This is a genomic window from Candidatus Dormiibacterota bacterium, from assembly GCA_035635555.1.
GTDB lineage: Bacteria > Acidobacteriota > Polarisedimenticolia > Gp22-AA2 > Gp22-AA2 > Gp22-AA3.
Genome location: DASQAT010000025.1, coordinates 18,925 through 37,925, shown reverse-complemented (window position 1 = coordinate 37,925; position 19,001 = coordinate 18,925). Strand labels below are relative to the sequence as shown.

Here is a 19,001-nt window from a genome sequence, read left to right as displayed (position 1 = left end):
GGGCGGCGGGTCGCGTATGATAGGTGCCTTCGAGGAGGCAAACACTCATGCGGAATGTCCTGCGTAGCAAAGTTCTCTGGGCCGTTGTACTTCCGATCGCCTTCGTGGGCGCTGCCTTCGCCGGGGCGCACTGCGATAAGGGCAAGGCTGAGGCGGCCGGCAAGGGCGCGCACTGCAACCTGGACAAGAAGGTCGTCAAGGACGCGAAGATGACCGACGAGGGGGCCGTCGTGACCCTCCGAGGGAAGAACGCCGAGGCGGTCGCACTCATCAAGGAACACCTCTCCGCTCACGCCAACGGCGAAGCCTGCCCGGACTGCCCTCTCTCCATGGAAGGCGTGACGACCAAGGTGGAGATGACCGACGACGGTGGCACGATCACCGCGACCGGCAACTCCCCCGAGACGATCAAGGCCATCCAGGACTGGGCCAACCAGCCGGCCGGCGCCTGCTGCAAGCACGGCGAGCACACAGACAAGGCCTGAGATCGGTCCACGCTCAGATACCGAAATACAAAGGGCCTTCGGGGGTCACCCCGAAGGCCCTTTTCGTTGCCGGCCGTCCAGGCCATCCCCTCGGCGGCCCGCGGGGGAGTGGATCAGTCCTTCCGCGCCAGGAAGGTCCGCATGGAATCCAGCTCGGGACGCCCGCCGTCGGCGTGGGCGGCCAGCGCCTCGAGCTTCAGATAGTAGACTCGCGCCTTCGCCCAGTCTCCTGCCATCTCCGCCGCATGCGCCGCGTCGTACGTGGCGCCGAACCGGCCCGGCGTCCGGGTGAGCGAGCTCTCGTACTCGATCAGGGCGTGGGCCGGGTCGTTTCGTTCCAGCAGGATATCCCCCAGGAGCTCGCGGGCCGGCAGGATGTGGCCCGGCGTGACGGGGTGCTTCTCGCTCGCGTCCTCGAGATCGGCTGCGGTCCGCATCGTCCGGAGAGCCTCGTCTCCCCTTGTCTCTGCCTGCGCGATCCACGCGGCGACGGCCAGCTGCTGGACCTTCACCTGTCCGGCCCAGTAATCGTCACCGGCCTTGACCCGGCCGGCCTGGATGGCTTCGAGCCGCGCCAGCGCCTCGCGGGCGACGGGAAGTCTGCCGCTGCGGGCCGCGCCCAGCCCTCGCGCGAAGTACGTCAGCGCCTCGGCGTAGGGGAATCGGTCCCACGGGAATCCGCCGGGGGCGACCGTGAGCTTCGCGGCGTCGGCCCACTTGCGGCGCTCGAGCGGGTAACGGGCGGGGACCGCGTCGAGGGCATAGGCCGCGGCGAACTGCGGCACGTCGGTCTGCGTCACGTTCGCCACCTGGGCGACGACGCCCGCGGCGTTTTTGTCCTGTCCGAGCTGGAGATAGGCGTACTCGAGGTAGTCGAGGGCGTGCAGCTCGTCGAAAGACGTCGTGCCGGGATGCGGCACCGTCACGTGCTCCCGCGCGGAGGCGGCGGACGCGAGGTTCGACTGGATCGACTCGTCCCAGAGACCGAGTCGCGTGAAGATGTGCGACGGCATGTGGAGCGCGTGAGGGGCCGACGGTGCGATCGTCGAGTAGGCCCGCGCCGCCGGCAGGGCCAGGCTCGCCAGCTCGGGATAGTCCAGGCTGTGGATGAGGTAATGGGCGACCCCGGGATGCTCGGGCGCATCGGGCAGGACGGCGTTGAGGACCGCGGCGGCCTGCTTCTGCTTCGCGTACGTCTTGTCCGCGGGTGACGCCGTGCCGAGCAGGGCCAGCGCGTAGAAGATCGCCGCCTCCTGGTCCTTCGGGTTCCTGCGGTGAACCCGCTCCATTCCCTTCTCGAAGGCGCGCGCGCGCTTCGGGTAGTCCATCTCCTCCGAGTCCCTGTAGAACGCATCGACGGCGGCGATGTAATCGTTCTCCCGCCCGGTCGGCGCGCCGATCCGACGGGCCGTCGCCGCCGCGTCCCGCCCCTTCTTCATCTCTGCGGGTGTGGGCCCCGCCGCCGGGTTGGCCGCCGCCCAGATCGGGTGAAACTGCGTCATGGCGACGCCCCACCACGCCATGGCGCACTTCGGGTCCTGCGCGGCCACGTCATGGAATCCCTTCTCGGCGTCCTCGTAGGCGAAGGAGTGGAGGAGCGCGACGGCGCGCTGGAACCCTTGATGCACCTCGTCCGCGCAGGAAACGGGAAAGTCGACCTTGCCGAGCTTCTCGGGGACGCCGTGGCGGTGCTCCCCCTGGTCCGCGGTCGCGACGGTGGACAGACAGACAAGCGCCAGCGCCAGTGGACGAGCCTTGGACAGCTTCATGCCCCTGAGTCTAATCCCTCCGCGTCATCTTTGGTCCCCGGGGTCGGCATGGGAGCGGGGGAGTGATAGCATTTTCCGGATTCTCGAGGGAGTCGCGATGTTTCGCCGAGGAGCCGAGACGCTCGCCCGGACACTCGCCGGGGCTCTCGTCGCGGCCGTTCCCGCGATGTTCTCCGCGGGCTGCATGTGTCGTCTCTCAGTGCCGGCGAGCGTGTGCGTGCAGCGGACCGCCGAGGGGCCGCTCGCCGGCCGCAAGCCGGAGTTGTGTCTTGTCAGTCCTCGGACCCCTCGATCCCCATCGGTCCTGATTCTCTACGCGACGGGCGACGGCGGGTGGGTGGGGACGAGCAAGCTGGTGTTCCGGCACCTGGCGGAGCGCGGGTATCCGCTGGTCGGGATCGAATCCCGCGATTATCTGAAGAACATCAAGCGCGAGAAGGAATTCATCTCGCCCGACCTGCTGGCGGGGGATCTCGCTTCGATCATCGACGCCGCGAAGCACGAGATGGGCCTCCCCGCCGCGACACCGGCAATCCTGGTGGGCGTTTCCCGCGGGGCGGAGATCATGGTGGTCGCCGCGGCCCAGCCGGCGCTTCAGCCGCGGCCCGCCGGCGCGGTCGCCCTGGCGCTGACGCGGGAGACCGACGAGATCCGCGAGCGACGCAGGTCGAGGAAACTGGCCGCGAGCCGCGACCCGAGCACGATGGAGAACGGTCAGGTCCTGACCTACGTCCGGCTCAAGAGCGCGTACGACATCCCCATCTCGGTCATCCAGTCGACGAACGATCGCTACATGCCGGCTGCGGAGGCCCGTACACTCTTCGGGGCGGACACCGGGATGCGGCGACTTCGCGCGGTCAAGGCCCGGAACCACGGGTTCGGGGGGGCGGATGACGCGATGTTGCGCGAGGTCGACGACGCGCTCGACTGGATCGAATCGCTCATGCAGCAGGGTGCCTCGCGGGCGACCGCGCCGGCCGCGCCCGACCCCGGGAGCCCGAGGCCCCGGCACGGCCGTGTCTCGCCACGGTGACCGATGGCTCCGTCAGTCCAGCGCGTTCGTACCGCACCGCCGCCGGGGCTTCGCGGCTTGCTGGGGCGGCTTTTCGCCCTGTTCCTGCTCGTGCTCGCCGGCTACAACGGCTGGTTCTTCTGCCAGGTATGGCGGCTGCGCGACCACGACCCGGGCACGACCGCGTTCATGCAGCGCGGCCTCGAGCACCTGCGGTCCAGCGATCCGGGCGCCCGTCTTCAGCACCGCTGGGTGCCGTACGATGAGATCTCAATCAACTTAAAGCTCGCCGTCATCGCCGCCGAAGACCAGAAGTTCCTCGACCACGAAGGGTTCGACGTGGATGAGATCCACAAGGCCTACGAGAAGAACGCGCGCAGCGGGCGCATCCGTCGCGGCGGATCGACGATCAGCCAGCAGCTCGCCAAGAACCTGTTCCTCGCACGGCCGCGCACCTACCTGCGCAAGGCGCACGAAGCCGTGATCACGCTGATGATCGAGCATGTGCTCAGCAAACGGCGCATCCTGGAGGTTTATCTGAACGTGATCGAATGGGGGGACGGAATCTACGGCGCAGAGGCCGCCGCGCAGCATTACTACGGGGAGGCCGCCGCGGACCTCGCACCCGAAGAGGCGGCGCGGCTCGCGGCGATGATCCCGAATCCGCGCTCCTACACGAACAACATGAGCACGCCGTACCTCGATGAGAGGACGGAGATCCTGCTCGACGAGATGGAACACATGCGGGTCCCTTAGAGAGTGTCCGTATTGCGGGACGGCGTGGCGAGACCTCGATCGAGGAGGGCCTCGACCACCTCGCAGTTCTTTCCATCGCAGGAATAGTTGCCGTTGTCGAACACCTTGACGATGGCCCCTCCATCGAGGCGCAACACTATGCCGGTATTGTTCCCGAGTCGTTCCTCCTTCTTGATGCGGTAGCCGGCTTCCACCAGGTACCGCCTTGCCTCCTGGAGCGTCATGCTTCCTTTCCCTATCCGTGGACCAGGGTTCTTGCCCTCACGATCGCTGTCCTCACGCCACTCGCCTCCTTGATCTTCCGGACCTGCTCCTTCTGCTTCGGCTTCAGCTGCCGCATGAAGCCCATGTAGCGGCCCTGGAGGACCAGGGAGGCGCGGGCCTTGGCGGAGAGGACGGGGCGGGCGCGGCCGTTCTTGCCGGAAGCGGCGTGCAGGGAAGCGGCGGCGGAGAGCATGGGAGCGAGGCGACGCAGGGAGCGGTCGAAAGCGCTCAAGGCGTCGCGTGCGGAAACAATTTCTCTTGCGATGCGACTCTGACGGGATCTGGACAAGATGTTACCTCCGATGTCCATGCGATTGCATGGCTGAATTTGGACTCGCGGCGCGTCCTCGAATGAAGGACAGAAGTCTGTGCCGGGTCCGGCCCGTTTCGACCGTGTTGAATCCGGCGTTTTCCAGAAGAGCCTGATAGTTCTTCACGTTCGTATGCATCATCATGGGTCCGATGACCAGCCGCGCAACGAGGCGCCCGGGGACGGACTTCGGAGGCTCGAAATCGACGATCAGGCACCTCCCGCCTGACTTCAGCACCCGGTGCATCTCTACGAAGGCGGATGGCTTCAGGTCGTCCGGCAGGTGGTGAATCGCGAGCTGGCTCACGACCAGGTCGAACGTCCCGTCCGGAAATGGTATCGCTTCCGCCAGGCCCACCTGGAAATTGACGTCCACTCCCGCCTTGGATGCGGCGCGACGCGCCACTTCGATCATCTCCGGCGAGGCGTCGATGCCGTGCACGGGTCCCGTCGGTCCGACGGACGCTTTCAATGCGATCGCCAGGCTTCCGGGCCCGCAGCCGACGTCGAGCACCCGCTCCCCCGCCCGCAAAGCGGCCAGCTCGACGACTGCGCGGTGCGTCCTCCGGAGGAGCGGTCCGAATACGGCCTGGTACACGGGCGCCCAGTGGATGACTTCCCCTCGGGTGGCCTCACCCTCCTGCCTCACCTCTTCTTCGCCTTCTCGACGGGAGCGCGCGCGCCCGAAAACGTGTAGGTCAGAACGGCGCCGTCGCGGCGGGTCCAGACCATGCGTCCGGCGATCGTGTCGCCCGTCCAGAGACACGACCAGTCGATCTTCCCTTCGTAGTTGCTCTTGATCTGGGCCGTGATCTCCTTCCCTTTGAGGGTGTACGGGCCGGTCCCGAAGCCGTGCTCGTCGGTGCCGACCTTCGACCGCAGGAATCCCTGCTGCAGGATGAGCGTATCGTTGATCACCTTCTCCCCCTCCCCCGCGGCCTTGGAGTCGGGCGTGATTCTGATGTTCCACGAGGATTCCTCGTTCTGGGGCTTCTTCTTCGCGACCAGCGGCGTGACGGTGACCAGCAGGATCAGCGGCATTGCTGCGAGCGTGACGAGCCGTCCTCTCATCGTGTGACCCTCCTCGTGCGCGACGCGCATCGTAACGATACATCAGGTCGCGGGGATCAGGGGAGATACAGCAGCCCAATGGCGGCGTAGGGGCCCGGGCTCGCCGGCTGGGCGATCCAGTACCCCTGTGACTTCACGCCGAGATCGATGTAGAGCCCCCGCAGGGCTCCGCGGACGATGCGGGCGCGCAGGCGGGCCCCTCCGCCGAGTCCACCGCGCGGGTCGCGCCACGCCTCGGCGGCGCCGCCGAGGCGGAATCGGCCGGCCGGGACGATGTCCTCCGCGCTCGCGCCGAGCGCGGCGAACGATCCGGAGGGGCCGCGTCCCCGGCGGGCGACGAAGGACAGCGTCCGGGCGCGCGGAGCGGCAGGAGATCCCGCGGCCGGGCCTGCCGGCGCCATCATCCACTCGAGCGACGTTCCGCCACCGGACGGAGTCCACTCCGAGGACAGCACGGGCATGTAGCGAAATCGGCCGGCACGCGGCAGAGGGACGGCGGCGGTGTCGTCGCCCCGCGCCGCCTGGCGCAGGGCGGAGGCGAGCGCCCACCACGCACCGGGGTCGAGGGCGTTCCAGTAAGCCTGGCGGCGGAGGCGACGGTACTCGCGTTCGATTGTGGCGTCGACGGCGGTCGGGGTGATGCCGCTGCCGGTGTCATGCAATTCGTGCAGAAAACCGAGGTAATTGGCGACGTCGCCGCCCCCCTGGTACTCGCCGAAGAAGCGCGCCGGGTCGGTGCGCGGGTTCGGTGTCGTGCGCAGGACGTAGTCGCTCGCGACCAGGCGGTTCGAGAGAAGGTAGAGCAGCTCGATCGGGCGCATGCGGACCCCTTCGACGGCGCGCCGCTCGAGGAGTGTGGCGGTGAGGGTGTTGGCCTCGACGCCCCCTATATAGATGTAGAGGCGCTCCTCGCTGCTGGTGCCGGCGAGGTCGAAGGAGGCGTACGAGTCGCGGCCGCCCCACGGGGATCCGAGGTGCACCCCCGGGGAGGCGTCGAACTCACGGGCGCGCCCGCCGTGGCCTGACGCTTCGTGCAGCGCCACGCCGAACCACCAGGCCATCGGCGCGTCCCAGACGAGCGCGCGGGCGCCGCGGGCGATGGCACCGCCCGCGCCCGAACCGAAGGGCCGGAACAGGCGCTCCTCAGCCGAGGCGGTCCCGGTCACGGCGGACGAGACCAGCCGGGCGCCGCACTCGGCGTCGAGCGTCGGTGAGAAGAGAAGCTCGTAGCGCGGCGGGAGCGGCTCCTCCGCCCGGACGGGGACAGCCGGCAGAAGCGCGGCGGCGAGAGAGAGCAGCGCTGCGGCCACGGGGAGGCCGGGCCGGGGGAGCGTCATGGAGGCCCTATCATCTTATATATGCCGCCGCCCGGGACGTGGCAGAATAGCCCGATGACCGCAGCGCACCCGATCGTCCGCGGCGACGCCCCCGGGCACCAGGTATCCCGGTCCCGCGACATCCGCGCCGTGCTCGTGCAGGTCCTGGCGCTCAACCTCCTGGTGGCCGCGGTGAAACTGGCCTACGGCCTGATGACCGGCGCCATCAGCATAGTGGCGGACGGGCTCCACTCCCTGATGGACTCGTCGTCGAACGTCGTCGGGCTCGTCGGGACGGCGATCGCGGCGCGCCCGCCCGACCCGGGCCATCCTTACGGCCACCGCAAGTTCGAGGTGATCGCGGCGCTCGGCATCACCTTCCTGCTGTTTCTGGCCTGCTACGAGATCCTGACCGGCTCGGTCGCGCGTCTGATGACTCCGCAGCCTCCCGTGGTGACCCGGGCGTCCTTCGCCATCATGATCCTGACGATCCTGATCAATACGTTCGTGACGATCTACGAATCGAAGCGGGGCCGGGCGCTCCGAAGCCCGATCCTCGTGGCGGACTCCCTGCACACGCGCAGCGACATCTACGCGTCGCTGGCGGTTCTGGCCGGGCTCGCGGGCGTGACTCTCGGCCGGCCGATCTTCGACCCGCTGGCCGCCTTCGTCGTGGTCGGTCTCATCGCGCGCGCCGGCTACCGCATCGTGGCGTCGTCGCTCGATGTCCTCGCGGACGCGCGCGTCTACAGCCCCGAGGAGATCGCGGCGGCCGCCATGCAGGTCGAAGGGGTCATCGACTGTCACGACGTGCGGACGCGCGGCCTGCCGGACCACGTGCACCTCGACTTCCACCTGACGGTCGCGCCGCACACGCCGACCAGCGAATCGCACGCCATCGCGCACCGCGTCATCGAGTCGATCCAGGGCCGCTTCCCCGGCATCCGCGACGTGACCCCGCACGTCGAGCCTCCGGGCGCCGACGAATCGATCGATCATCCGGCCGCCGCGCGGGAAGGGAGAGTGAAGTGAGCGAGCGCTGCGAGGTTCCCCTGCAGAACGCGTCGAGCGACGAGATCCGGGATATCCTGAAGACCGCCAGGAGCATCGCCGTCGTGGGGCACTCGGACGACCCGGCGCGCGCCAGCTACCGGGTGGGCCGGTACCTCGCGTCGCAGGGATACCAGGTCTTCGCCGTCAACCCGAACGCGACCTCGATCCCGGGGCTCAAGTTCTATCCCGACCTGGAGTCGGTCCCCGGACCCCTCGACATCGTGGACATCTTCCGCCGCCCGGAGTTCATCCCGGCGATCGTCGACGAGGCGATCGCCCTGCGGGCGAAGGTGATCTGGATGCAGGAGGGTCTGGCGGACAACGCCTCCGCCGCGAAGGCGCGCGCCGCCGGGTTGAGCGTCGTGATGAGCCGCTGCATCATGAAGGAGCACCGCGCTCTCTCGTTCGACTGACGTCACCCCGTCTCTTCCACCACGCCGCGAGCGGGTACAGCAGGAAGCCGCTCAGGATCGCCGATCCACCGGTCCAGAGATACTCACCGGCGCTCCCTCCGATGGCCATCACGATCAGGATGATCGGCGGCAGGATCACGAGCCAGATGCCTCGCCGCCCGGCGGGGATGACGTAGCCCTTCTCCTTCGCGCCGTCCGCCGCCGGGCGGCAGCGCAGACGCCAGAGCGCCAGGTAGATCATCACGTACAGCGGCGAGAACACCCACATCTCGATCGAGGTGAGCTGCTCGACGTTCATGAAGGTCAGCAGGCAGTAGCAGATCGACGTCGCGATCAGCGACACGAAGGGGGTGCCGAACTTGCGGTGCAGCCGGGTCAGGCCGGCGGGAAGGAATCCGTCCTGCGCCATCGCGAACGGGACGCGGGAGTAGGCCAGCAGGTTGACGTTCGACAGCGCGAAGTTGCTGACGATCGCCGCGGCTGAGATCCAGAGCGCGAGGAGCGGGCCGCCGATGATCCTTCCCATGTCGGTGAACGAGCCCTCGTTGATGGTCGTCCAGTCGGGTGTGGCGGCGAGACCGATCGCCAGCGGGATGATATAGGTCGGCACGGTGATCAAGATGGCGACCAGGATGGCGCGCAGGTAGTTGCGACGCGGGTTCTCGATCTCCTCCGCGGCGGTCGACAGCGACTCGTAGCCGGAGTAGTTCCACATCCCCATCAGCGCGCCGACCCCCAGCGCCGGCAGCCACCCCTTGCCCGGCGGTCGCATGGGCACCATCGGGTTGTGCTGCCAGTGCGACACTCCGAGGATGCACAGGATGACGAACGGGCTCAGGAGGAAAATGTTGAACAGCATCGTGGACCACCCGACGACCTCGATGCCGCGCACGTTGATCCAGGTGCAGATCGCGATCACGACGATCGGGACGACCCAGTGCGCGGGCCGCACCCACGCCTCGGGCAGGAACGGGTCGCAGTACTCCGCCACCCACACGGCGTAGAGGGCGCCGTCGAAGAAGGCGCCGAGCCACGACCACCAGCCGGCTTGGAACCCCCAGAAGTCGCCGAACACCTCCTTGATCCAGCGGTAGTAGCCCCCCTCGACGGGATAGCGGCTGTTCATCTCGCCGCTCGCCAGACCCAGGGGCAGGCCGTAGAAGATCGGCAGCAGCAGGATCAGGATGAGGGTCAGCCCCGGGCCGGAGGCCGGCACCATCGCTTCGATTCCGGCGGGGCCGGCGGCCGACAGGCAGTAGATGACGCCGATCAGGGGGATGAGGCGCAGGCCGCGCCGGGCGTGGATCGAGGGGAAGGGCCCTGGAGGCCGAGCGGCGCCCGGGGGCTCCCCGGGGGGTTCCGAGGCCGGCGTCAAGAGGCGCGGCTCAGGCGGCCGATTCGGCGCATGCCTTGTCGGCGGCCGCGAGGATCCGCTTCAGCTCGCGGTCGACCTCGGGCGGAAGCGGGTCGGGATCGGGGAGGGCCAGGAGCCGGTCGACCTCCGCGCGCGCGGTCTCGATCTCGTCGTGCCCTTCCTCGAAGAACTTGTCGTACGTGCTGCGGTAGGAGAACTTCGGGAAGAACACGGCGCCCGTCTTCAGGCCGTGCAGCGTCTCCTTGAACCCGAGGAAGTGCTGCCCCGGCCCGGCCTTCTCGATCAGATTCGCCATGAGCGTCTCGTCGTTCACGACGACCCCGTCGCGGATCCGCTTTACCATGCGGGCGACCTCGGCCTCGATGACCATCTCGGTGAGCGACATCGTGTTGTTGTCGTCCAGGATGCCGATCCCCACGAGCAGGTCCGCGCCCGAGAGGGCGGCCGCCATGCCGGTGTGCATCGACTCGTACGACGCCTGCACGCCCGGGATCTTGGCGTCCGAGTTCAGACCGACCCCGAGCGCCGGGACATTGTAGAACTTCGCCATCTGTCCGAGGATCAGATTGAACAGGGGGATCTCCGGGCTGCCGCACACCGCCATTCCCGAGCGCATGTCCAGGACCTCGGGGCCGAGAGGGTAGATCAGCGGGCAGCCGGGGGCGGCGAGCTGGAACAGGACGACACCCGACAGGAACTCGATCAGGCTCATCAGGCAGGTGCCGGGCACGGTCACGGGCGCGGTGGCCCCCGTGAGCGGCATCGGCCAGATGACGATCGGGATGCCGGCGCGCGCCATGTCGATGCACAGGTCGGCCATCTTCGGCTCGTGCTGCAGGGGGGACACGGTGCAGGCGACGATCGAGAACGGGGGCCGGCGCTTCAGCTCGTTCTTGCTGCCCGCGAGGATCTCCAGCATCTCCAGGGCGAACGGCACGTGCTCGGGAAGCTGGATCTCGTGCTGGATGTGCTTCGAGGTCATGGCGAACGAGTGGTACATCTCGTGCAGCACGCGGCTCGGCCCCGGCACGTCGAACGGCACGACCATCGGCCAGACGTAATCGACCACGTCGATGTAGTGCGCCGCCTTGGTCGAGTCGCGCAGGTCCTGCACCAGTCCCTGGCGTCGAACGCCTGTCTTGTAGTCCTGCGTGAACGTCGCCTGGCCGTTGGTGGTCACATACAGATGCTTCCCGTCCGTCCGCAGATCGTGCTTCGGATCGCGCCCGGCGAGCGTGATGACGCGCGGCGTCGATTCGATGCACTTCTGGACGAGGTCCGGCTCGAGCCACGCCAGCCCCTTGTCGTGGTCGACCCTCTGGCCGTGCTCGGCGAGGAGGTCGAGGGCCCGCGTGCTCTCGTACTTGATGCCGACCTTCTCGAGGATGTCGAGCGCCCGCGTGTGCATCAGCCGCACTTCCTCGTCGCTCAGGATCCTGACCTCGGGGACCATGAAGACCTCCTCCGCACCCGCTCCATGATGGTGACGTGGCATAAATTATCCTCGCCATCGGCCTGCCGGCGCAAGGACATTCGACGGGGCGCGCCCCGCCGCATTGTCGTAACGGCTTGAGAATGACGCGGATCCGCGGAAATTGAAGCCGTAACAGCAAAGGTCGTCCGCGTCAGGGACCTGTGTCCCGATCCCTGTGCTAGATTGTTCCTTCAGCATGAAACGCGCTCCGTGTGCGGAGCGCTTCGAAGGGGGTGACGCATGACACAGGCGCGCTACGACGCCATCGTCGTGGGAGGCGGCCACAATGGCCTGATCGCTGCCGGGTACCTGGCGAAGGAGCGGCTCAAGGTCCTGGTGCTCGAACGCCGCCCGATCGTCGGCGGCGCCTGCGTCACCGAAGAGCTCATCCCGGGGTACCGCGTCACTCGGACTTCATACGTCTGCAGTCTTCTTCTTCCCGAGGTCATCCGCGATTTCAAGATGAAGGAGTACGGCTTCCAGACCCTCGTGCCCGAGCCCCACTCGTTCTATCCCTACCCCGACGGCCGCTACATGCTCTGGTCGGCGGACGAGGACAAGACGAAGAGGGAGATCGCCAAGTTCTCGAAGAAGGATGCCGAGGCGTACGGCCGCTTCAACGCCGACCTGGCCGAGCTGCAGCCGTTCGTGGACGAGATCCTGCGCACCACCCCGCCGATGTTCCCGCCGCGCGGCCTGCGCGAGCTCCTCGAGTTCGGGAAGCTCGGGCGGCGGCTGTTGAAGCTCGGCGACAGGAAGCTGAAGCACTTCATGGAGCTGATGACCGCCTCCTGCGACGACTACCTGTCGCGGCGCTTCGAATCGGACGAGGTCAAGGCGGCGATGGCCCTCAACGGTCTCATCGGCACCTGCGTCGGACCGATGTCCCCCGGCTCGGCGGCCGTCATGCTGCACCACTCGATCGGCAGCAGCATCGAAGGGCAGCCCGGCGCCTGGGGCTATGTCAAGGGGGGCATGAGCGGCATCGCCAACGCGCTGCTGCGATCGGTCCAGGACCTGGGCGTCGAGGTGAAGACCAGCGCCGAGGTGGGCCGGTTCATCGTCGAGGGGGGCGTCTGCCGCGGCGTGCACCTCGCGAACGGCGACGAAGTCCGCGCGCGCCTGGTGGCCAGCAACCTCGACCCGCACCGGACCTTCCTGAAGATGTGCGACAAGGGGACGCTGTCGGATGAATTCACCGAGTCGATCCGCAAGTTCCGGATCCAGGGATCGTCGATCAAGGTCAACTGCGCCCTGTCCGAGCTGCCGGACTGGACGTGCCTCCCCGGACAGGACCCGAAGGCGCCGCACCAGCCGGCCATGTTCGAGATCGCTCCGTCGATCGAGTACCTCGAGCGCGCCTACGACGATCTCAAGTACGGTCGTCCGTCGGCCCACCCTCTGATCGACGGCAACGTCGCCTCGACCCTCGACGACACCCTCTGCCCGAAGGGGCACCACGTCATGTCGCTGTTCGTGCAGTACGGCCCCTACAAGCTGAAAGAAGGGACCTGGGACCAGGTGCGCGAGAAGGTGGGAGACATGATCATCGACAACCTCGCGCAATACGCCCCGAACATCAAGAAGGCGATCATCGCGCGCGAGGTCCTGAGCCCGTGGGACCTGGAAAAGATCTTCGGCCTCACGGAGGGGAACATCTTCCATGGCGAGATGACCCCCGACCAGCTCTTCTTCCTGCGCCCGGCGCCGCGCTGGGCCAATTACCGCACGCCGATCCGCGGTCTCTACCTGTGCGGCTCCGGCGCGCACCCCGGCGGCGGCGTCATGGGGGCGCCCGGCAAGAACGCCGCCCGCGAGATCCTGCGCGACGTGAGGCGTTAGCGCGGGTTGCGGAGGGGCGCGCTGCCGTCCTGCTGGAAGAAAACCGGCGACGGGACGAGCCTCGCCGCGAGGACCCGCCCGGCGGCGGAGTCCGGGAGCGCCTCGGCCAGGACGGCGGTGCGACCGTCCCAGAGATAGATCCGCCGCGGTCCCTGCGGCGCCGGGTCTGCGACAACCGCCAGCGCTCCCGTGCGTGCGGGCCGCGCCGCGTTGACGAGGTCGGCGAGGCCGATCAGCCCCCCCACGCCGTCGGCGCGCTCGGGTATCAGTTTCCGGATGTTCCCTCTCTCCTCCATCAGACCGGCCAGGAAGGGGATCACCGCGCGCGGCTGCGTCTCGGCGACGACCAGGGTCTCGCCGGGTGAGAGCGCCAGCGCGGGACCGCGCAGCGTCCGGAAGCAGGCGTCGTACGGCTGCGCCAGGATGCCGTAGTCGGCGATCTCGCGCTGCACGAGGAGCGCGTTGGTCACCGCCAGGAGGACCACGGCCACCCCGCCCAGAGCGACCGCCGCTCTCCTCATGGGGCCGGACAGCGTCGGGAACCGGGGGTGGGCGAGCAGGCCGCAGGCCAGAAGCGGGTAGCCGATCGACAGGAGGTACAGGTAGCGCGACGACACCTTCTCGAGCGGCAGGATCGGCGCCGTGCACAGCGCGATCCAGAGAAGCCCGAGCCGGGCGGGCCGGGAATTCCAGCCGAGCAGGAACACGCCAGCCCCGGCCGCCGCGAACAGCACGAAGCCGGAGGCGCTGAAGTCGTACAGATCTCCGAGGCCGATCGGGCGCAGCACGACGAAGGGCAGCTTGAGGAGGGTCGCCCGCACCCCCTCTCCCGACGTGTGGTAGTCGGACTTGAAGAGCAGGTTGAAGACGATGAAGAGCGCGGCCAGGACGCCGACGGCCGCCGCCGCGTGCCGGCGCGTGGAGCGGTCGCGCGCGAACAGGGGGGCCAGGAGCATCGGGAAGAAGGCCACCTCTTTCGTCAGCAATCCGGCCGCGAACAGGGGCGCGGCCCACAGGACCCTTCTGCGCGACGCCCCGGTCAGGACGAGGAGTCCCGCGAGGATGAACAGCGCGGCCAGAGCGTGGCCGCGGGCCGCCGGCCAGATGACGACTTCGGAGACGCGGACGCCCGTGCCCCAGAGAAGCCCCGCGCCGAGGGCGGCCCAGGCATTTCCGGCCAGACGCGCGCAGAGAAGGACGACCAGCGTCGTGGTCGCCGCGTGCAGGAGGAGAGACGTTGCGTGGAAGACCGGGGCCGTTCCTCCTCCGAGCAGGTAATCGAGGACGAAGCTCAGGTGCAGGACCGGATTGAAGTCGCGGTAGAAGACGCGGAAGACATACAGGGGCCGCTCCAGAGCGGGCGTCATGCGGCCGAGCCACTCGTAGTCGTCGGAGAAGAATCCGGCGCCGAGCGCCCTCGCGTACACCGCGAGGGTCAGAATCCCGAGCGCCGCCGCGGCCCAGGCCAGCCAGCGCGCCGGCGCCTCCGGACTCGCGTCACTCCCGGTGTTCGGCGCGGTCGCGGGGACCGTGGCGGTCAACGACGATCCCCGGGCGGCCCGGGCTCGGGCACGGCCAGATTGAACAGGCCTATCCCGCCCTCGGAGTCGAGCGGCTCCCCGAGCGAGCGCAGGTAGTCCTCGAGACGATCCGGCCGCTCCCGGAACAGCGCCAGGGAGGGATAGCGCCCCGCCGAGCTCAACACACCCGCCGGGTCGACGATCACGTGGGTGAACCCGAGCTCCCTGAGTGTCGCGCTGGCCTGGCCGGGGCTGTCGCCCGCGGCCAGCAGCTCGGCGAGCGGGTGCCGATTGAAGACGCTCGGCGCGGCGTGCGGGATCGCCAGCCTGTGGTGGCGGTCCTCGCCGACGAGCAGGATACGGTGCGCGGCCGGGTCGAGGATCGAGCCCGCCCTTTCGAACAGTCTCAGGACCGGGATCGCGCGCTCGACGAAGGCCCGCGGCTCCATCCTTCCAAGAAGAACCGCCTCCCCTCCCGTGAACGAGAGGACCGAGAGGATCGCTCGCACCCCCGCCAGGCCTCCCAGGACGAGACCGGCCAGGGGGAGCACACGCATGCCGCCTCCAAGCCGCCACAGGCCCACGATCAGGCCGGCGCATGCCGCAGCGAGGAGGGCCGAGGTCGCGACCAGGAAGCGCTCCCAGCGGAAAGTCAGCAGCCAGACGATCCAGGTCGCCAGGGCGACGTAGACGACGCGACGCGCCCAGACGTCACCGCGAAGAATGAGGAGCCCCGCCGGCAGGAGAAGGACCGGGACCCAGCCCCACGCCGGCGTGGGGTAGAAGGCATCCGCATCCGCGTCCCCTTCGACAAGCCGTGGGCCCAGGAGACGCAGGTCCTCGAGGCCCGGCAGCCCGCCCCGCGCGTCGATCTCGAACGCGGCGGCGCCGCCCGGGGCGAGGCCGCGCGTCGGCAGAAGCGACGACAGCGCCGGGGCGACCGGGTTGCCGACGACCAGCGCGTTGGCCACGAGCCAAGGGAGGATGAGCGCGAGCGGGGCCGCCGCGAAGACGGCGGCGCGCCTGGGCCGTCCGCGATCCAGGACGAGCAGGACGACGACGAACAGAGCGAGCGGGACGAGTGCTCCCAGCCATTTCGTCTGCAGGGCCCCTCCTGCCAGGAGGGACGCCCGCCGCAGCCAGGACAGGTCGCGCCCTTTCCAGGCCAGGAGGCCGGCCCCCAGGCTTCCGAACGCGAACATCCCGTGACCGAGATCGGCGGCGGGGATCCCCAGGGCGTGGATCGTGATCGGCAGGGACAGCACGAGACCGACGGCGACGGCCGCCGCGGCGGAGCCCCACAACCGCCGGGCCAGGTCGGCCGTCAGGGCGAGGAGGAGCAGGCCGACGAGCAGGTTCGCGTCCGCGGCCGCAGGCTCCCCCGCCGTCGCCAGGCCAAGACCGTAGAGCACCGACATGCCGGGAGGGAACCAGGAGTGCAGGCTCCACGTCGCCGGTGTGATACGGCCATCGACGAGCCACAGATTCGGCTGCGCGTAGTGATAGGCCAGCGTGTCGAAGAAGACCGACGGAACGCGGTCCCACGCCAGGCCGGCGACGAGCGTGACGGCGAGAATCACGAGGACGACCCAGCGCGCTGCCCCCGCCCAGGGAGCCGCGGCCTCGTCCCCTGGCCCCCGCGCGCCGAAGCGTGCGAGGAGCAGGGCGCCTGTCAGGCAGAGAACCGTCACGCCGACGAGCGGCGCGAATGCGAAGCCGCCGGGGACCTGTCCGGCGACGAGAAGGATCCCGATGAAAATCGGCAGCCCGCACGCCGTGTCCCAGGCGAGACGCGACAGACCGGCGAGCGCGGAGCGGGCGAAGAGGCGCCCGAGACCCCTGCTCAGGACCACGACGGCGCTCCCGAGCAGGAGACGCGCCAGGAGACCCGGCCAGCCAGTGCCGTCGTCGGGGATCGGCATGGTTGTGTCCGTCCTCAGCCGAAGCCGAGGGCCCGGGCGTTATCCAGAAGCCGTCGATCGCGCGCTTTACGCCTCCTTGATCGTCGGCATCACCTTCGGCACCGCGGCCTTGTACGATGGCCGCGCCATCACGCGCGTCGCCCAGTCGCCGATCTTCGCGTACTTCGCGTCGGGCAGGATGCCGAGGACCTTCAGGTTTCCGGTGATCGCCGGGATGAGGGCGGCGTCGGCCAGCGAGAAGATCTCGCCGCCGAACCAGGCCCTTCCCTTGAGATCCCCTTCCAGCCGCTGCAGGTGCTCGTGCACCTTGATGCGCGACTCCTCCAGGAGCTTGTGGTCCACCTTGTCCGCCTTCTTGCGGTGCAGCACCGGCGGCTCGTAGTCGAACTGCGAGTTGGTGAGATCGCGGATGGCGGGATAGAAGTACTGATCGAAGGTGTCCTCGAGCATGCGCACCCGGGCCCGCTCGTAAGGGTCCTTCGGCAGCATCGGCGGCTGCGGGTGCGTCTCCTCGAGATACTCGTTGATGAGGGTCGACTCGTAGATCGTGCGGCCGTCCTCCAGGACGAGGACCGGTGTCTTGCGGAACGGGTTCAGACGCGCGAAGGCGGGATCCTCGTTCTTGTTCTCCGGGACGATCATCTCGTACTGGATCTTCTTCTCGGCCAGCGCGACCCGGACCTTCCATCCGAACGGCGAGCGGTCGAAGGCGTAGAGCTTCAGCATGGAGACCTCCTCCTGTGTCGGTGCGACGGAAGGATCGTACCACTTCCGTCAGCCGCGGCCGATGTCGCGCAGGATTTCGTGGGCCGAGTTCCAGCCCGGGGCGCCCCAGACGCCCCCGCCGGGGTGCGTGCCGGAACCGCACAGGTAGAGATTCTTGAGCGGCGTGCGGTAGTCGGCGAAGCCGGGGGCCGGGCGGAAGGTGAACAGCTGGTCCGGTGTCATGGCGCCGTGATAGATGTTCCCGCCGGTCAGGCCGAAGATCGTCTCGAGATCCTCCGGGGTGTAGACGTGCCGGGCGATGACGGAGCCGGGGAAGTTCGGGGCGTAGCGCGCGATTTCGGCGACGACGCGGTCGGCGACGGTCTCCTTCAGGCTCTCCCAGCCTCCCTCCTTCAGGTGGCGCGGACCGTACTGCACGAAGCAGGTCATGATGTGCCTCCCCGGAGGGGCGCACGACGGGTCGAGGACCGAGTGGATGCACGCCTCGACGGTCGGGCGGGAGGAGAACGCTCCGCGCTTGCAGTCGTCCCACGCCCGCTCGATGAAATCGACCGTCGGGCAGAAATTGAGGAGACCGCGGTGCTGCGGACCGGGCTCCCTGCCGGGCATCGCCGTGAAGTCGGGCAGGGCCGACAGCGCGAGATGCACCTTCAGCGACGCCCCCAGGTCCTTGAACCCCTCCATGTGCTGCACGAACGGCGCGGGGAGGGCGCTCGCCGGGAGCAGCTCGAGGAAGGTCCGGCGCGGCGTCGCGTTGCTGACGATGACGTCGGCCGGCACGACTTCGCCGCTCCTGAGGCGGACACCCGCGACCCGTCCCGCGTCGCCGAGCTCGATCGTCGCGACGGGCGCCCCGGTCCTGATGACCACACCCCGCTCGCGGGCCGCGGAGGCGAGCGCCTGGGTGATGGCCCCCATGCCGCCGACGACGACGCCCCAGACTCCGGCGGCTCCTTCGACACCGCCGAACACGTCGTGCAGGAGAAGGAAGGCGGTGCCGGGCTGGTGCACTCCTCCATAAGCGCCGATGACCGCCTGCGAGCAGAGGAAGGCCTTCAGCTCCTCCGACTCGAACCGGGTGTCGAGGACGTCCGCGATCCCCAGGGACGCGAGCTGGACGAGAAGCTGCAGGTCGTAGCCGGAGAGGCGGCGCGCCGCCAGTCCCATCGTCAGGAGATCCCACAGGTCGCGCGGTGCGCGCCCGTCGATGCGGGGCGGCGCCTTGAACAGCAGCGGCTTGACGAATTCGCCCACCCTCTCGAGCGCGGAGTGGAACTCGTGGTATGCGCCGGCATCCTGGCGCGAGAATTTGGCGATTTCCTGCAGGTCGCGCTCGTCGCCGCGCAGCGTCATCGACCGGCCGTCCGGGAACGGCACGAAGAAGGCGGGGTCCTGCCGGATGACCTGGTAGCCGTGACGTGGCAGGTCGAAGCGCCTGATCGCCTCGGGCATGAGCAGGGTGCTGACGTAGGACGTGGAGGAGACCTTGTAGCCCGGGAACAGCTCTTCGGAGACACAGGCGCCTCCGACGATCGCGCGCGCCTCCAGCACGGTCACCCGGTGCCCCGCCTCGCCGAGCAGGTTCGCGGTCACCAGACCGTTGTGCCCGGCACCGATGATCGCGATCCGCTTGCCGCCCGCCATGAACCCGCGCCCCTTATGCTTCGTCCGTTCCGCCCCGCTCCCCGTCTCT

18 protein-coding genes are annotated in these 19,001 nt (G+C 68.7%); 6 read left to right on the top strand and 12 right to left on the bottom strand.

Going from position 1 to position 19,001, the window contains the following annotated elements; all coding sequences use genetic code 11:
• Positions 1-47 precede the first annotated feature (47 nt).
• Positions 48-485, top strand: a complete 438-nt coding sequence (locus VEW47_06020) for a hypothetical protein (GenBank protein HYS04732.1) — start codon at positions 48-50, stop codon at positions 483-485.
• Positions 486-598: 113 nt separating this feature from the next.
• Here VEW47_06020 and VEW47_06015 read toward each other — a convergent pair whose 3' ends face one another.
• Entirely contained in the window at positions 599-2,254 is a 1,656-nt protein-coding gene (locus tag VEW47_06015) for a hypothetical protein (GenBank protein ID HYS04731.1), read from the bottom strand.
• A 97-nt stretch (positions 2,255-2,351) separates the two neighbouring features.
• On the opposite strand from VEW47_06015, the gene VEW47_06010 reads away from it, so the two are divergent.
• Entirely contained in the window at positions 2,352-3,287 is a 936-nt protein-coding gene (locus VEW47_06010) for an AcvB/VirJ family lysyl-phosphatidylglycerol hydrolase (GenBank protein HYS04730.1), read from the top strand.
• A 57-nt stretch (positions 3,288-3,344) separates the two neighbouring features.
• Entirely contained in the window at positions 3,345-4,022 is a 678-nt protein-coding gene (gene mtgA, locus VEW47_06005; protein ID HYS04729.1) for a monofunctional biosynthetic peptidoglycan transglycosylase, read from the top strand.
• On the opposite strand, the gene VEW47_06000 is transcribed toward mtgA, so the two are convergent.
• From VEW47_06000 to VEW47_05980, 5 genes are all read right to left on the bottom strand, one after another.
• Entirely contained in the window at positions 4,019-4,246 is a 228-nt protein-coding gene (locus tag VEW47_06000; GenBank protein HYS04728.1) for a hypothetical protein, read from the bottom strand. The two genes, mtgA and VEW47_06000, sit on opposite strands and share 4 nt — an antisense overlap.
• Positions 4,247-4,257: 11 nt before the next feature.
• Positions 4,258-4,518, bottom strand: coding sequence for a hypothetical protein (locus tag VEW47_05995; GenBank protein HYS04727.1), 261 nt, complete (start codon positions 4,516-4,518; stop codon positions 4,258-4,260).
• Between the two features lie 61 nt (positions 4,519-4,579).
• The gene (locus VEW47_05990) at positions 4,580-5,245 is read right to left on the bottom strand and encodes a class I SAM-dependent methyltransferase (protein HYS04726.1); all 666 of its coding nucleotides are present in this window, start codon (positions 5,243-5,245) and stop codon (positions 4,580-4,582) included.
• Positions 5,242-5,667, bottom strand: coding sequence for a hypothetical protein (locus VEW47_05985; GenBank protein ID HYS04725.1), 426 nt, complete (start codon positions 5,665-5,667; stop codon positions 5,242-5,244). The genes VEW47_05990 and VEW47_05985 overlap by 4 nt, the downstream gene beginning before the upstream one ends.
• Before the next feature lie 56 nt (positions 5,668-5,723).
• Complete coding sequence (locus VEW47_05980) at positions 5,724-7,004, bottom strand: hypothetical protein (protein ID HYS04724.1); 1,281 nt, start codon at positions 7,002-7,004, stop codon at positions 5,724-5,726.
• 54 nt (positions 7,005-7,058) lie between these two features.
• Between VEW47_05980 and VEW47_05975 the strand changes: the two genes are divergently transcribed.
• Together VEW47_05975 and VEW47_05970 are read left to right on the top strand one after the other, a co-directional pair.
• The gene (locus tag VEW47_05975) at positions 7,059-8,015 is read left to right on the top strand and encodes a cation diffusion facilitator family transporter (protein ID HYS04723.1); all 957 of its coding nucleotides are present in this window, start codon (positions 7,059-7,061) and stop codon (positions 8,013-8,015) included.
• Positions 8,012-8,449, top strand: coding sequence for a CoA-binding protein (locus VEW47_05970; GenBank protein ID HYS04722.1), 438 nt, complete (start codon positions 8,012-8,014; stop codon positions 8,447-8,449). Before VEW47_05975 ends, VEW47_05970 begins: the two co-directional genes overlap by 4 nt.
• On the opposite strand, the gene VEW47_05965 is transcribed toward VEW47_05970, so the two are convergent.
• Together VEW47_05965 and VEW47_05960 are read right to left on the bottom strand one after the other, a co-directional pair.
• Positions 8,415-9,824 (bottom strand): APC family permease, encoded by a 1,410-nt coding sequence (locus VEW47_05965; protein HYS04721.1) that lies wholly within the window; start codon positions 9,822-9,824, stop codon positions 8,415-8,417. The genes VEW47_05970 and VEW47_05965 overlap by 35 nt on opposite strands.
• Before the next feature lie 10 nt (positions 9,825-9,834).
• Positions 9,835-11,319: a trimethylamine methyltransferase family protein gene (locus VEW47_05960; protein ID HYS04720.1), complete on the bottom strand. Its 1,485-nt coding sequence runs from the start codon at positions 11,317-11,319 to the stop codon at positions 9,835-9,837.
• 219 nt (positions 11,320-11,538) lie between these two features.
• Here VEW47_05960 and VEW47_05955 point away from each other — a divergent pair, with 219 nt between their 5' ends.
• Positions 11,539-13,140, top strand: coding sequence for an NAD(P)/FAD-dependent oxidoreductase (locus tag VEW47_05955; GenBank protein ID HYS04719.1), 1,602 nt, complete (start codon positions 11,539-11,541; stop codon positions 13,138-13,140).
• Here the strand turns inward: VEW47_05955 and VEW47_05950 are convergent.
• The 4 genes from VEW47_05950 to VEW47_05935 all read right to left on the bottom strand — a co-directional run bounded on the left by VEW47_05950 (position 13,137) and on the right by VEW47_05935 (position 18,952).
• Positions 13,137-14,681 carry a hypothetical protein gene (locus tag VEW47_05950; protein HYS04718.1) on the bottom strand — a complete coding sequence of 515 codons (1,545 nt, stop codon included), beginning with the start codon at positions 14,679-14,681 and terminating at the stop codon, positions 13,137-13,139. The two genes, VEW47_05955 and VEW47_05950, sit on opposite strands and share 4 nt — an antisense overlap.
• Positions 14,678-16,582: a hypothetical protein gene (locus VEW47_05945; protein HYS04717.1), complete on the bottom strand. Its 1,905-nt coding sequence runs from the start codon at positions 16,580-16,582 to the stop codon at positions 14,678-14,680. The genes VEW47_05950 and VEW47_05945 overlap by 4 nt, the downstream gene beginning before the upstream one ends.
• Before the next feature lie 66 nt (positions 16,583-16,648).
• Entirely contained in the window at positions 16,649-17,308 is a 660-nt protein-coding gene (locus VEW47_05940; protein ID HYS04716.1) for a glutathione S-transferase family protein, read from the bottom strand.
• A gap of 48 nt (positions 17,309-17,356) precedes the next feature.
• Complete coding sequence (locus VEW47_05935; protein ID HYS04715.1) at positions 17,357-18,952, bottom strand: NAD(P)/FAD-dependent oxidoreductase; 1,596 nt, start codon at positions 18,950-18,952, stop codon at positions 17,357-17,359.
• Positions 18,953-19,001: the final 49 nt, after the last annotated feature.

Excerpts from the sequence above, each read along its gene's own strand:
- VEW47_06020 (HYS04732.1), top strand. The coding sequence starts at position 48 with ATGCGGAATGTCCTGCGTAGCAAAGTTCTCTGGGCCGTTGTACTTCCG.
- VEW47_06015 (HYS04731.1), bottom strand. The coding sequence starts at position 2,254 with ATGAAGCTGTCCAAGGCTCGTCCACTGGCGCTGGCGCTTGTCTGTCTG.
- VEW47_06010 (HYS04730.1), top strand. The coding sequence starts at position 2,352 with ATGTTTCGCCGAGGAGCCGAGACGCTCGCCCGGACACTCGCCGGGGCT.
- VEW47_06000 (HYS04728.1), bottom strand. The coding sequence starts at position 4,246 with ATGACGCTCCAGGAGGCAAGGCGGTACCTGGTGGAAGCCGGCTACCGC.
- VEW47_05985 (HYS04725.1), bottom strand. The coding sequence starts at position 5,667 with ATGAGAGGACGGCTCGTCACGCTCGCAGCAATGCCGCTGATCCTGCTG.
- VEW47_05980 (HYS04724.1), bottom strand. The coding sequence starts at position 7,004 with ATGACGCTCCCCCGGCCCGGCCTCCCCGTGGCCGCAGCGCTGCTCTCT.
- VEW47_05975 (HYS04723.1), top strand. The coding sequence starts at position 7,059 with ATGACCGCAGCGCACCCGATCGTCCGCGGCGACGCCCCCGGGCACCAG.
- VEW47_05960 (HYS04720.1), bottom strand. The coding sequence starts at position 11,319 with ATGCCACGTCACCATCATGGAGCGGGTGCGGAGGAGGTCTTCATGGTC.
- VEW47_05955 (HYS04719.1), top strand. The coding sequence starts at position 11,539 with ATGACACAGGCGCGCTACGACGCCATCGTCGTGGGAGGCGGCCACAAT.
- VEW47_05945 (HYS04717.1), bottom strand. The coding sequence starts at position 16,582 with ATGCCGATCCCCGACGACGGCACTGGCTGGCCGGGTCTCCTGGCGCGT.
- VEW47_05940 (HYS04716.1), bottom strand. The coding sequence starts at position 17,308 with ATGCTGAAGCTCTACGCCTTCGACCGCTCGCCGTTCGGATGGAAGGTC.
- VEW47_05935 (HYS04715.1), bottom strand. The coding sequence starts at position 18,952 with ATGGCGGGCGGCAAGCGGATCGCGATCATCGGTGCCGGGCACAACGGT.